Source organism: Brevibacterium casei CIP 102111 (assembly GCF_900169275.1).
Lineage (GTDB): Bacteria > Actinomycetota > Actinomycetes > Actinomycetales > Brevibacteriaceae > Brevibacterium > Brevibacterium casei.
Window position 1 is genome coordinate 13,861 of record NZ_FXZC01000010.1, and the last position, 13,207, is coordinate 27,067.

A 13,207-nucleotide genomic window follows, 5' to 3' on the forward strand; every position below is an offset into this window, starting at 1 on the left:
GTATAACGGTTTCGGAAAAGCGGTGGGAGGCCCCATCCTCATTCACTAGGATTGTCACCGCCCTGCCGTCGACTTCCCAAGGACCCCTGGTACATGCCACGTGCGCTGATCTCTGTCTCCCAGGACGGGTACACCTACCTGTCCCTCGATGGGGCGACGAGTCGCTACTCGGACACGGGCCAGGCGATGACCTACCTCGGCGACTATGCCCGCGCCACCGAGACTCCGGTGTCGGTGACCATCGACAACGGCGACCAGGGCGTCGACGTCGAAATCGATGCCGCAGGCCGGATCGTCCCCGCCCAGAGCACTGCGCCGAAGGAGCCCGCACCTGCCGCGACGGCCGAGGCCGCGGCTCCCGGTGCCTCCGCACCTGCCCCGACCTCACAGCCCGACCAGCCGACCCCGGCTGCCCAGTCGACCACGCCTGCTCAGTCGACCCCGACCGAACCGGCTGCTCAGGAGACCGACCCGACCACAACCTCGGCGAGCGGAGTCTCCCCCTCCTCCGAGACTGCGGCGGACGCGGCACCGGCGGCGGCCATGGGCACGGACCCCGCACCGACGACCGGCGCGGACGCCGGGCGTGCGCCGGAGTCCACCGAGGCGGCCGCCGGGGAGGAGTACCCACTCGGCACCCCGTACTCGGGACCGGCAGCCCAGACCCCGCCCACGCAGAAGCCGAGGCAGAAGCCCGCGCGGAAGCGTCCAGCGGGCAGGAAGCAGCGCCGACTCGGACGCCTCACCGTGCCCGGCCTCGTCCTCATCGGCATCGCGATCCTCATGATCGGCGCCTTCGTCATCCCCAACATCGTCCCCACCAGCGCCCCCGAATCCCCACAGACGATCAACTCGGACCAGCAGCTCGACGCCGCCTCCGACCTCACCGTGGAGACGACCGACGACATCGTCCCGACGTTCGAGAACACACCGACGTGGGAGGCGAAGATCCCCGGCAGCGCCTCGGTAACGGCGTCGGATCGCGGCGTGCTCGTCGTCGACGGCGACAAGCTCGAAGTCCTCGACTCAGCCACCGGTGCGGTGCGCTACTCGGGCACGGTCGATCAGGCGCCGACCTTCGCCGTCGACACGAGGATCGGGGGCCGAGCGGCCCTGCTCTGGCAGGTCGGCGACTCCGCACAGGCGCTCTTCGACGGCGAATCCACCCCGAAGTCCTACAGCCTGCCCCCGAACACCCGGATCTCCTCGGCGGGCACGAGCGTGCTCGTCAAGTCCGGCAACCGCCTCGCGACCTTCGGCGAGGACGGGCTCATCGACGTGCCCACCCCGGAGAGCGGGTCGACGCCGATGGCGGTGGAGAACGGGGAGCTCTACAGCGCCGACTTCGACGGGCCGGTGGTGGCGACGAACATCGAGTCCGGCGACAAACGCGACATCGAACTCGAGGCCCCTGCCGACGGTCTCCGGATCATCAAATGGATCTCGGCCGGCCACGGCAAGGTCATCGCCCTGTGGGGCGAGCAGGGGGCGTCGACGAACAGCGGGCACCGCATCCAGCTCGTCGTCCACTCCCTCGACGACGGCTCGATCCTCTCGACGGTGACGACGACGACGGACATCGTCGGCGAGATGTCGTGGGTCCGCGGCCAGGGCGGACAACGGGCCTACATCGGCCCCTACCTCTTCGACCTCGAGACCGGTCTCCTGCTCGCCGACACGACACGCGCCGACGTCAACCTCTCCGAACCGCGGGGAACGATCGTTCCGTGCACGATCGACAACGAGGCGGCGTGCCTCATCGCCGGCCAGACCGCGTACCGCAGCGACACCCGCCTCCTCGCCGTCACCGACAACGGCAACCAGGCGATCGTCGACGGCGTCGACTCGACGATCCGGGCCTATCCGAAGCGCCCGCAGACCGCGAACGGATGAGCGGAGCTTTAACAGCGCACGCCGAGCCACTATGATTGTGGCCGTCGTGCCGTGACGTCATGTCCCCTTGACGGGCCGATGACCGGCAACCCCGACCGAAGGATCCCAGTGCCGATCACCACACGAGAGTTCAGCCGCACCGCGGCCGCTTTCGGCACTGCGCTTGCCCTCGCGGCCCTGCCCCTGACCGTCGGCTCCCCCGTCGCTGCCTCCCCCTCCCCCTCTCCGACCCCCACCGCCGAGGCGACCGCCGACTCGAGTGCGACCGCGGGGTCCGAGGCGAGCGCCGACTCCTCGAGCGCCGACTCCTCGAGCGACGGCACGGCCGACGCCGGCAGCGGTCCCATCGCCGATGACGGCGACGCGAACGCCGAGGGGTCGGACAACGCCGGCTCCGACGCCGACGGATTCAAGGGCGACGAAGCCTGCGAGAACCCCGAAGAGGCCACCGGCGACGAGCCCTGCGTGGCGGCGACCGTCCCTCTCATCGCGACCTGGGACGGGAAGGCCAAGACCCTCAAGCTTCCGACGACGAACTCCGATCCTAAGACGAATATGCCCGTCAGCTGGGTCGGTGCCCGGTTCGCAGGCCCGAAGCCGGAAAGTGTTCCCGCCCAGCAGTCCGCGGAGTCGGGAACCTCCGATGCGGAGACCGATTCCTCGGATACCACCTCCGGTTCCGGATCGGATTCGACGGGCGATGCCTCCGGAACCGAGAGCCCTGCCGACGCCGACTCGACCGGGGAGACCGACGACAGCGGCAACCCCATCGACGTGCGGGCACCGGAGGTCCCGACGGAGTTCTCCCTCAACTCGGACGGCTACGTCACCCTGCCCGGTTCCTCGGAGCGCTACACCTTCAGCGGCTTCACCTCGAACCCGAACTGGAAGTTCGAGGTCGACAACGGCACCATCGTCGTCCGCGGCACCCCGTACACGGACTCCGGCGACTCCGCGGATTCGGACTCGAACGGCTCGGCGAGCGGCGGGTCCGGATCCGACGGCGGAGGCTCGTCCACCTCGGCGGATGCCAACGCCCCGAGCGACTCCGAGGGCGGATCGTCGGGGTCGGGCTCCGGATCGGGCGCCTCGGCGAACTCCGGATCACAGGCCGACGGTTCGGGCGGATCGTCGAGCCGCGCGAATGCCGACGCCTCCTCCGAAGGCGCTTCGAACCCGACGGGCAACGGCGACGACAGCGGGGGGTCGACACGAGCCGGCTCCGACACCGACGGCTCCGGCACCCAGGGCTCGGACTCCGCGGACGGCGAGTCCGAGGACGGTCGCACGACGGAGGCTCCCTCGACGGGCAATGGGTCCGGCCCCGGGCGCGACGTCATCCCGGGCGACACCGGTGCCGACTGGCTGCCGGGCGCGACCGGCGAGGGCCCGCACCCCGACTACTCGGATCCCGTCCCGCGCAACCCCGACTCCCCCACCCCCGATGATGACACCGACCTCATCACCGGTGGCGATCAGCCGGCGCCGCGCGGCAACAACCAGGCCTCGTCGTCGTTCGGCGAGTCGTTCGTCTCGACGATCGTGAGCTCGTGGCCGGTTCTCGTCCTCGCCGCCTTCGGCATGGGGGCCGTCGGCTTCATCCTCTTCCTCGTCGGCCGGCGCAGTCGGCGCGACGAAACCGCCTGACCCTCCCCACCGCCTCGGCGAGGGGGCGAACTCCGAGGTCGGGGACGCAGCTCGCGGGGAATCCGGGGGCGTCGAACTGACACTGTGAGAACTCAACGGCTAAGCTTGGCGGCAGGGCCTGTGACTGCCGGTCACAGGCGGACATGCACGTGCGATCCGGAGGATGCGACCCGATGACAGACAACGTCTACACCTCAGATGTGACCGTCGACAATGCGACAGCCGCGCAGCTGTCGGAGTCGATCCGCCTGCGCGAGGAGCGCCTCTCGGAGAACATCGACGAACTGGTGGGACGCCTCCACCCCAAGGTCCTCCTCACCCGCGCCGTCAACAAGGCGAAGTCGACCGTCATCGAAGAGGACGGGTCCCCGAAGCCCGAGGCCATCGCGCTCGGCGCCGGCACCGTGCTCGGCATCGCCGCCCTCGTCGTCGGGTTCTCCGGTCGAGATCGGCGTGGCTGACTCCGCTCTTCCGATCCGCATGCTCCACGACCGAATCCTCATCGACCCCGGTGAGGAGGCCGGCGAACGCAAGTCCGCGGCGGGGATCGTCATCCCCGCGACCGCGACGATGGGCAAGCGCCTCGTCTGGGGCGAGGTCGTCGCCGCTGGTCCGCATGTGCGGCAGGCCGACCTCGGCGACACCGTCCTCTACGATCCCGAGGACCGCGCCGAGGTGGAGCTCGAGGGGCAGGCGTATGTGCTCCTGCGGGAGCGCGACGTCCACGCGATTTCCGAACCCGCCGAGCAGTCGAGCGCGGGAATGTACCTCTGACCTGCGATCTCAGTCACAAAACCGAATAATGGCCCGTCTCGGTTTGCACGAGCGCCGCGCCCCTGAGTAGTATTAATTCTCGTTGCGCGGCAAGTGCAACAGGCGCCTCTAGCTCAATTGGCAGAGCAACTGACTCTTAATCAGTGGGTTCCGGGTTCAAGTCCCGGGGGGCGCACCAGCCAAGAACCGCCGTTCGGATCATCCGGACGGCGGTTCTTTCGCATTCACAGTCGTCTGCGGACGCAGGTGCGGGCCTCACCCTTGCCCGGCGCGGGCGTAGGCGCCGAGCACCTGCCGTTCGGAATCGCCGAGGTAGTTCCCGAGCAGCGTCGAGGCGGCCGCGGGGCCGTCGCCGAGGTAGGTCTCATAGACCTCCTCGTTGCGCTCGACGAAGGGGGCGTGGAGGAAATCGGGGAGTTCGACCTTGAGGAAGGCGAGCCGCAGCTCGGCGAGGACATGACCGAAGGACCGCATGAGGCGGACGCTGTCGGAGAGCGCGACGACGCCGTTGTGGAACGCCATGTTCGCCGTGCCCACCTGGAGCCAGTCCCCCGCCTCGGCCGCGGCCTTCGCCTCCTCGATCGCCCGGAGCATGTCCGCGGCCCGCGGATGGTTGCGGGGCGCGTGGGCGAGCACGGTGCACTCGACGGTCCGGCGCACCCGGTAGATGTCGATGACATCGGCCGTGGACGGCGAGGCGACCGAGACGCCGCGGTTGGGAACATGGTCGACGAGCCCCTGCTCCCCGAGCACCCGGAACGCCTCGCGCAGCGTGTTCCGGGAGACGTCGAACTCCTTCGCCAGCGCCGCCTCGGACAGACGAGCGCCGGGACGGAGCTCACCGGCGATGAGGCGATCGGTGAGCCGATTGACCAGGGAGGATTCGTGATTCACATCTCCATCCTAGTGACCGCGCAGCGAAGCACGTTGGACGGGGCGACAATTCGCCCTGATGTGTCGACCGCCGCCGTTGACGATTCTGTGATCCACGTCTACTCTTGTTGAACAATCGTTGGTAGATTGTTTACTAATTCAGCGGACAGCGCGTGAAGCAGGACACAGCAGTCGTCCTTCGCCGACGTCCGAGCGCACCATCGACCACACACCGCGACACCTCATCGGAGAGCCCATGTCACAGACGCCCGTCTCGCCCCCGCCCGACCAGGAGAGTCCGCTCGGCCGGCAGCACGAGAAGATCAGCCGCAGTGCCATCGTCGGTGCGATCTTCCTCATGGCCACCTCGGCGATCGGTCCGGGATTCATCACCCAGACGGCGACGTTCACCGCGCAGATGGGGGCGGCGTTCGCCTTCGCGATCCTCATCTCGATCCTCATCGACATCGCCATCCAGCTCAACATCTGGCGGATGATCACCTCGTCGGGCAAACGCGCAGCCCAGCTCGCCTCGTCCGCGGTGCCCGGCTCCGGCATCCTGCTCTCGATCCTCATCGTGATCGGCGGCCTCGCCTTCAACATCGGCAACATCGCCGGCGGTGGTCTCGGCCTCAACGCCCTCCTCGGCATCGATCCGAAGCTCGGCGGCCTGCTCACCGGTGTCCTCGCGATCGGGATCTTCCTCTTCAAGCGCGCCGGCAAGGTCGTCGACACCGTCGTCCTCATCCTCGGCGTCGGCATGATCATCCTCACCGTCATCGTCGCCGTCGTCTCCCAGCCGCCGGTCGGTGAGGCCCTGCGCCAGTCCTTCCTGCCCGAGACGATCAACTTCGCGACGATCACGACGATCGTCGGCGGCACCGTCGGCGGCTACATCACCTACTCCGGTGCCCACCGCTACCTCGACTCGGGTAAGACCGGCCCGGAGAACGCACCGGCGGTCATGCGCTCGGCGCTCTCGGGCATCGTCGTCACCGGCATCATGCGCTACGTCCTCTTCCTCGCGATCTTCGGCGTCGTCGCCTCCGGCGTCGTCCTCGACCTCGAGAGCCAGGTCGCCAACCCCGCCGGTCAGGCCTTCGCCGCTGTCCTCGGCGACGCCGGCATCCGGATCTTCGGGGCGATCTTCTGGGCAGCGGCACTGAGCTCGGTCATCGGGGCGGCCTACACCTCGGCGACCTTCCTCTCCGCGTTCTCGAAGAAGCTCGCAGGCGGCTGGCCGCTCCAGCTGGCCACGGTCGCCTTCATCGTCGTCTCGCTCGTCGTCTACCTCATCGTCGGTACCGCACCGGCGACCCTGCTCGTCTTCGTCGGCGGGTTCAACGGCCTCATCCTGCCGATCGGCCTGACGATCTTCATGTACATCGGCTGGTTCCGCCCGAAGCTCCTGCGCACCGACTCGTACCCGAAGTGGTTGCTCGTCCTCGGCACGGCGGCGACACTGGTGTCCTGGTACATGGCCGTCCAGTCGGTCGGCCCCATCTTCGCGATGATCGGAATCGGAGCCTGAGAATGACCACAGCCCAGCACGCACCCACGATCGACCTCAACTCCGACCTCGGGGAGAACGTCCCCGACCGCATCGTCAGCGACGATGAGGCGATGCTCGGCATCGTCACCAGCGCGAACGTCTCCTGCGGGTTCCACGCCGGCAGTCCCGAGGGGATTCGGGCCACCCTCGCCGAGGCGACCGACCGGGGCGTCGTCATCGGAGCCCACCCCGGCTACGATGACTACGAGGGCTTCGGTCGGCGGGCCCTCGACGTGCCCGCGGCGACCCTGCAGGCCCAGGTCGAGTACCAGATCGGTGCGCTCATGGGCCTGGCCACCGCGGTCGGCGGCACCGTCGGCTACGTCAAACCCCACGGGGGTCTCTACAACGCGATCGTCCACGACGAAGCGCAGGCGAGGGTCGTCGCCGAGGCGGTCAAAGCCGTCGACCCGAACCTGACCTTCCTCGGCCTCGCCGGCAGCGTGTCCAACCGGGTCGCCGCCGAGGTGGGACTGACCGTGGCCGCCGAGGCCTTCGCCGACCGCGCCTACAACCCCGACGGCTCGCTCGTCTCCCGCACCGAAGCCGGTGCCGTCCTCGACGACCCGGCGCTCGTTGCGGCCCGGGTCCTCCGCCTCGTCGAGACCGGGCAGATCGAGGCGATCGACGGCAGCACCATCACCGTCGACGCCCAGTCGATCTGCTTCCACGGGGACTCGAAGGGCTCGATCGAGATGGCGCAGGCCTCCCGCGCCGTCCTCGAGGAGGCCGGCGTCATCATCGCTCCGTTCGCCGGTGCGCGGTCGTGACCGGCGCCGCCGCCCGCGAGCGCATCCGCCACGGCTTCACCGGCCCCACCTCGGGGATGGCGCCGGGATTCGTCCAGGCCAATCTCATCGCCGTTCCCGCCGACTGGGCCTTCGACGTCCTTCTCTTCGCCCAGCGCAACCCGAAGCCGTGCCCGATCGTCGACGTCCTCGAACCGGGACAGGTCGAATCGGCGCTCGCGAAGGGCAGCGACCTGCGCACGGACCTCCCCCGCTACCGCGTGTGGGAGCACGGTGAGCTCACCGGGGAGATCGACGACGCCACCGAGATCTGGGGCTCACACCCCGACCTCGTGTCCTTCCTCATCGGGTGCAGCTTCACGTTCGAGACCGGACTCCTCGACGCGGGCATCCCCATCCGCCACCAGGAGGCCGGGCGCAACGTCCCGATGTACCGGACGTCGACCCGATGCCGACCGGCCGGTCGGATCGCCGGCGACATGGTCGTCTCGATGCGCCCGATCCCCGCCCATCAGGTCGCCGAGGCGGTGCGCATCACCGACCGCTTCCCCGCCGTCCACGGCGCTCCCGTCCACATCGGCGACCCCGAGGCGATCGGCATCACCGACCTCGACTCCCCCGACTTCGGCGATGCCCCGGTCATGGCCGAAGGCGACATCCCCGTCTTCTGGGCGTGCGGAGTCACCCCGCAGGTCGCCATCGCCGAATCGGCGCCGCCCTTCGCCATCACCCACTCCCCCGGGCGGATGTTCATCACCGACGCCCCCGAAAGCGACTACCGCCAGTGACCGAATTCCGCACGGCCTCCCGGCAGCACCTCCTCGTCGAGTGCGCCGACCTCACCGCGACCATGCGCCTCCACCACAGCCTCGAGACGGCAGCGCTGACCGGCGTCCTCGAACTCGTGCCCGCCGCCCGCACCGTGCTCGTCCGCTTCGACACGAAACGCACCTCGGCGCGGGAGCTCGAGACGACGATCCGCGGCCTCGACCTCAGCTCTGGAGGCGAGGACGATGCCCGCACCGTGACCATCGACGTCCGCTACGACGGGGAGGACCTCGCCGAGGTGGCCGACCTCCTCGACGTCTCCCCCGCCGAGGTGGTCGCCCGCCACCAGCGGGCCCGCTGGCAGGTCGCGTTCTCCGGGTTCGCCCCCGGCTTCGGCTATCTCGCCGGGGACGACCCGCTCTTCGACGTGCCCCGCCGGTCGAGTCCGCGCACCCGGGTTCCCGTCGGATCCGTGGGCCTTGCCGGGGAGTTCACCGGGGTCTACCCCCGCAGCTCTCCTGGAGGATGGCAGCTCATCGGCCGCACCGACGCGCGGCTGTGGGACCTCGACCGGGACCCGCCTGCGCTCTTCGTCCCCGGCACCCTCGTGACCTTCCGCGAGGCCGAACGGGAGATGGTGCGGGTCGGGGGCGCGGACACCGAACGAGACACCGAACCGACCGCGGACTCGACGGAGACTGTCACCGACTCCGACTCCGGATCCGGCTCAGCCTCGGCGCCCCATGCGCTCACCGTCGTCCAACCAGGACTCCAGCTCCTCGTCGAGGACCTCGGGCGGCCCGGGTTCGCCTCGATGGGCGTCTCGAGCGCGGGAGCCGCGGACCGGGCGGCCCTGCGCGAAGCCAACCGCCTCGTCGGCAACGCCGAAGATACGGCGGCGCTCGAGAGCCTCGGCAGAACCGTCCTCGACGTCACCGGTGACGGTGTCGCCGCGGTCACCGGGGCCGAGGGGCCGATCACGCTCACCGGTGCGAACGGCGACGTCGTCCGGCCCGAAGTCGGGGAGGCGTTCTCCCTCGTCGACGGCGACCGCCTCGAGATCGGGGCGAGCGAGCGTGGGCTGCGCCGGTACCTCAGCGTCCGCGGCGGATTGGCGGTGACCACCGCGCTCAGCAGTGCGTCGAGTGACACCCTCGGGCACCTCGGACCCGCAGCGCTCACGGCCGAGGACACGATCGGACTCCACGGGCCCGCCAACGCACCGTTCCTCGTCGATCCCGGCCCCCGCCTCGGCGAGGGTAGGCACCTGCCGACACCGGGTGAGGTCGTCGAACTCACGGTCACCCTGGGACCGCGCGATGACTGGTTCACCCCCGCGGGGGTCGCCACCCTCTTCGACCAGGAGTGGACGGTCACCCACGAATCCGACCGGGTCGGCCTGCGGCTGAGCGGGGAGGTTCCGCTCGAGCGGGCACGAACCGGGGAGTTGCCGAGCGAGGGTGCGGTCACCGGTGCCCTGCAGGTGCCGCCGAACGGCCAGCCCGTGCTCTTCGGCCCCGACCATCCGCACACCGGCGGCTACCCGATCATCGGCAGCGTCGACGACACCGACCTCGCAGCCCAGCTCGCCCCGGGTGTCCGCATCCGCTTCCGGCGTTCGGATTCGGGTCCTGCCGACACTGCCGCCACCGTCGACACTGCCGCCACCGTCGACTCCACCACCACCGACGAAAGCTGAACCATGTCGAGAATCCTCATCGCCAACCGCGGCGAGATCGCCGTGCGCGTCATCCGCGCCTGTGCCCAGAACGGGCACACCTCCATCGCCGTCTACGCCGATCAGGACGCCAACGCCCTGCACGTGCAGCTCGCCGATGTCGCGATCGCCCTGCCCGGGACGACCGCCGCCGAGACCTACCTCAGCATCGAGGCGATCATCGCAGCTGCCCGGCGGGCCGGCGCCGACGCCGTCCATCCCGGCTACGGGTTCCTCTCGGAGAACGCCGACTTCGCCGCCGCCGTCGAGGACGCCGGGATGATCTGGATCGGACCGACCCCGGACTCGATCACCGCGCTCGGGGACAAGGTCACCGCCCGGCAGCTCGCCCAGAGGGCCGGGGCACCGCTCGCGCCAGGAATCGACCGGCCGCTGCGCGACGCCGCTGAGGTCGAGGAGTTCGCCGCCGAGCACGGCCTGCCCATCATCATCAAGGCCGCCCACGGCGGGGGTGGTCGCGGGATGAAGATCGTCCGCGAGATCTCCGAGGTCGCCGGGGCCTTCGAATCGGCGACCCGGGAGGCCATCGAGGCGTTCGGTCGTCCCGAATGCTTCGTCGAGAAGTTCCTCGAACACCCCCGCCACGTCGAGGTCCAGGTCGTCGGCGACGGAAAGGGCACGGTCGTCGCCGTCGGCGACCGGGACTGCTCGGCCCAGCGGCGCAACCAGAAGCTCGTCGAGGAGGCCCCTGCCCCGAACCTCTCCGAGGAACAGCGCGAACGCCTCCAGCGCTCGGCCGAGGCGATCTGCGCCGAGGTCGACTACCGAGGCGCCGGCACAGTCGAATTCCTCCTCGCCGCCGACGGGACGATGACGTTCCTCGAGGTCAACACCCGGCTCCAGGTCGAACACCCCGTCACCGAGGCGGTCACCGGGGTCGACCTCGTCACCGAGCAGTTCCGCATCGCCTTCGGCGAGGGGCTCTCCCTGTCGGCGACCCCCGAGGTCCGCGGGCACGCGATCGAACTGCGGATCAACGCCGAGGATCCCGGCCGCGGCTTCCTCCCCACGCCCGGACGCATCGAGACCCTCACCGTTCCGGGCGGGCCCGGGGTGCGCTGGGACTCCGGGGTCCGTGCCGGTGACACCGTCCAACCGGCCTTCGACTCCCTCGTCGCGAAGCTCATCGTCCACGGACCTGACCGGGCCACGACGATCGCGCGGACGATCACCGCGGCCACCGAGCTCGACGTCGTCGGCCCGGCCACCGTGCTCCCGTGTTCGCTCGCGATCCTCCGCCACCCGGCCTTCGCCGGCGAGAGCCTCGGCATCGACACGCAGTGGATCGAATCCCAGCTGCTGCCCGAGTTCGCCCCGCAGGAGAGGCCCGCGCCCGTATCGGACGACGGGATCACCCGCGTCGACATCGAGATCGACGGGAAGCTCACGACACTCGGCCTGCCCGACGCACTGCTCGCAGCACTCGGACCGGTCGGCGGGACCGCCTCGGCGGGGACCGGAGAGGACGGGGACCGCGCCGAGGGATCGGTGGCCTCGGACGACGGATCGACTGCGGTGACCGCGCCTGTGCCCGGCAGCCTCGTCGACTTCCTCGTCGATGACGGCGCCGAGGTGGCCGAAGGCGACGAGGTCGCCGTGCTCTCGGCGATGAAGATGGAGACCCGGGTGCAGGCGGGAGCCGCGGGCACGCTCACCCATGTCGCGTCGGTCGGCGACGTCGTCGCCGTCGGGGAGGCCATCGCCCGGATCCGGTGAGGTCGGATGGGCCGAGTCCGTCCCGGCGGCTGCCGTGTCCGTCCCGGCGGATAGAGTGGACGGAAACGTCAGCATCACGAAGAGGAGACCTCATGCCACGTCTGTCAGTCGGCGACACCGCCCCGGACTTCACGCTCGTCGATCAGGACGGGAAGTCCGTGAGCCTCAGCGACTTCCGCGGGAAGCGGGTCGTCGTCTACTTCTACCCGGCGGCGATGACGCCCGGCTGCACGACGGAGGCGTGTGACTTCCGCGATTCGCTCTCCGCGCTGACGAGCGCCGGTCTCGTCGTCCTCGGCGTCTCCCCCGATTCGCCGGAGAAGCTCAAGAAGTTCGAGGAGAAGGAAGGACTGACCTTCGAGCTGCTCTCCGATCCGGACAAGGCGATGATGGACGAGTGGGGCGCGTTCGGCGAGAAGAAGAACTACGGCAAGGTCGTCCAGGGCGTCATCCGCTCGACCGTCGTCGTCGACGCCGAAGGCAAGGTCGAACTCGCCCAGTACAACGTCAAGGCCACCGGTCACGTCGGAAGGTTGCGCAAGGCGCTCGGCATCGACGCCGCCTGAGCGGCCGCTCGCCCGCGAGCTCGGGCTTTCGGCCGCCTGCCCGCGTCCTGCTAGGCTTGATGCGGCCACGCGCGAGTGGCGGAATTGGTAGACGCGCTGGATTTAGGTTCCAGTGTCTTCGGACGTAGGGGTTCAAGTCCCCTCTCGCGTACGCAGTCTGTGCCGCGACACCGATCGGTGTCGCGGCACAGTGTCGTTCAGGCCCCGCCTGTGACCGCCCGGGCCGTCGTCGGCGGGGCACCGACCGAGGCGACGGGGATGTCGGCCGCCGGCTCCGCCGTGAGGTGGGCGGTGAGCATCCGGTCGAGGACGAACCAGCGGATGGCCTCCCGGTCGCGACTGTGGGCGACGAGAAACCACCGACTCTGCGTGTGTGCGAGGAAGATCGGATCGACCCGATGCGCCGACTCGCGCCCGTTCCGATCGCGGTAGCGCAGAGACAGCACTCTCCGTTCCTCGAGCGACCGTTCGACGGCCCTCCTCACCTGCGGTGATCCCGGTTCATCGGCATGATCGATCCAGATCCGCGCGCCGAGGCGGTCCGACCGCTCCCGTGTGCGTGCGTCCATCACCGCCTGGACCTTCGCCAGCGCCGCCCGAGAGTCGCCGTCGAAGGGCTGACCACGATGGGCGGCGACGGCAGCGGCGAGCCCCGAGGCCTCAGCCTCGGTGAAGTTGACCGGCGGCAGGGTCGCCGCCGCGTCGACGGCGTACCCGCCGCCCGGGCCCGGCTGCGCCCAGACAGGGAAACCACCCTGTTGCAGGCTCGAGATGTCGCGTTTGATCGTGCGCACGCTCACCTCGAAGATCTCCGACAGCCGCTCCGCCGTCCGACCCGCCGAACCGGCCCGGCGCAGCTCCTCGCGCAGGGCGTAGAGACGATCGATGCGATTCATGGATAAATGGTGACATACCAGTGACATCGGAGTCG

At 69.6% G+C, this 13,207-nt stretch carries 12 protein-coding genes and 2 tRNA genes; 12 read left to right on the top strand and 2 right to left on the bottom strand.

Annotation, left to right across the window (positions count from 1 at the left end):
- The first annotated feature begins 93 nt into the window (after nucleotides 1-93).
- The 5 genes from BC102111_RS16540 (at nucleotide 94) to BC102111_RS16560 (ending at nucleotide 4,492) form a co-directional block, all read left to right on the top strand.
- Nucleotides 94-1,893, top strand: a complete 1,800-nt coding sequence (locus tag BC102111_RS16540) for a hypothetical protein (protein WP_101624885.1) — start codon at nucleotides 94-96, stop codon at nucleotides 1,891-1,893.
- A gap of 108 nt (nucleotides 1,894-2,001) precedes the next feature.
- A complete protein-coding gene (locus BC102111_RS16545) occupies nucleotides 2,002-3,540 on the top strand; it encodes a hypothetical protein (protein ID WP_101624886.1) in 1,539 nt (512 codons plus the stop codon).
- 173 nt (nucleotides 3,541-3,713) lie between these two features.
- Nucleotides 3,714-4,001 (top strand): DUF3618 domain-containing protein, encoded by a 288-nt coding sequence (locus BC102111_RS16550; protein WP_009379411.1) that lies wholly within the window; start codon nucleotides 3,714-3,716, stop codon nucleotides 3,999-4,001.
- Nucleotides 3,994-4,314 (top strand): GroES family chaperonin, encoded by a 321-nt coding sequence (locus BC102111_RS16555; RefSeq protein WP_009379413.1) that lies wholly within the window; start codon nucleotides 3,994-3,996, stop codon nucleotides 4,312-4,314. Before BC102111_RS16550 ends, BC102111_RS16555 begins: the two co-directional genes overlap by 8 nt.
- A gap of 102 nt (nucleotides 4,315-4,416) precedes the next feature.
- A tRNA-Lys gene (locus tag BC102111_RS16560) sits at nucleotides 4,417-4,492 on the top strand.
- A gap of 77 nt (nucleotides 4,493-4,569) precedes the next feature.
- Here the strand turns inward: BC102111_RS16560 and BC102111_RS16565 are convergent.
- Nucleotides 4,570-5,208, bottom strand: a complete 639-nt coding sequence (locus BC102111_RS16565) for a GntR family transcriptional regulator (protein WP_101624887.1) — start codon at nucleotides 5,206-5,208, stop codon at nucleotides 4,570-4,572.
- A 235-nt stretch (nucleotides 5,209-5,443) separates the two neighbouring features.
- On the opposite strand from BC102111_RS16565, the gene BC102111_RS16570 reads away from it, so the two are divergent.
- From BC102111_RS16570 to BC102111_RS16600, 7 genes are all read left to right on the top strand, one after another.
- Nucleotides 5,444-6,718, top strand: a complete 1,275-nt coding sequence (locus tag BC102111_RS16570) for an NRAMP family divalent metal transporter (protein WP_101624888.1) — start codon at nucleotides 5,444-5,446, stop codon at nucleotides 6,716-6,718.
- Nucleotides 6,719-6,720: 2 nt separating this feature from the next.
- Nucleotides 6,721-7,509 carry a LamB/YcsF family protein gene (locus BC102111_RS16575; protein ID WP_101624889.1) on the top strand — a complete coding sequence of 263 codons (789 nt, stop codon included), beginning with the start codon at nucleotides 6,721-6,723 and terminating at the stop codon, nucleotides 7,507-7,509.
- Nucleotides 7,506-8,276, top strand: a complete 771-nt coding sequence (locus BC102111_RS16580) for a putative hydro-lyase (protein ID WP_101624890.1) — start codon at nucleotides 7,506-7,508, stop codon at nucleotides 8,274-8,276. The genes BC102111_RS16575 and BC102111_RS16580 overlap by 4 nt, the downstream gene beginning before the upstream one ends.
- Nucleotides 8,273-9,955, top strand: a complete 1,683-nt coding sequence (locus BC102111_RS16585; RefSeq protein WP_101624891.1) for a 5-oxoprolinase subunit B/C family protein — start codon at nucleotides 8,273-8,275, stop codon at nucleotides 9,953-9,955. The genes BC102111_RS16580 and BC102111_RS16585 overlap by 4 nt, the downstream gene beginning before the upstream one ends.
- A 3-nt stretch (nucleotides 9,956-9,958) precedes the next feature.
- Entirely contained in the window at nucleotides 9,959-11,710 is a 1,752-nt protein-coding gene (locus BC102111_RS16590; RefSeq protein WP_101624892.1) for an acetyl/propionyl/methylcrotonyl-CoA carboxylase subunit alpha, read from the top strand.
- 92 nt (nucleotides 11,711-11,802) lie between these two features.
- Nucleotides 11,803-12,276 carry a thioredoxin-dependent thiol peroxidase gene (bcp, locus tag BC102111_RS16595; protein ID WP_101624893.1) on the top strand — a complete coding sequence of 158 codons (474 nt, stop codon included), beginning with the start codon at nucleotides 11,803-11,805 and terminating at the stop codon, nucleotides 12,274-12,276.
- A gap of 69 nt (nucleotides 12,277-12,345) precedes the next feature.
- Nucleotides 12,346-12,427: transfer RNA gene (locus BC102111_RS16600), tRNA-Leu, on the top strand.
- Nucleotides 12,428-12,473: 46 nt separating this feature from the next.
- Here the strand turns inward: BC102111_RS16600 and BC102111_RS16605 are convergent.
- Nucleotides 12,474-13,172: a helix-turn-helix transcriptional regulator gene (locus tag BC102111_RS16605; RefSeq protein ID WP_063249127.1), complete on the bottom strand. Its 699-nt coding sequence runs from the start codon at nucleotides 13,170-13,172 to the stop codon at nucleotides 12,474-12,476.
- Nucleotides 13,173-13,207: the final 35 nt, after the last annotated feature.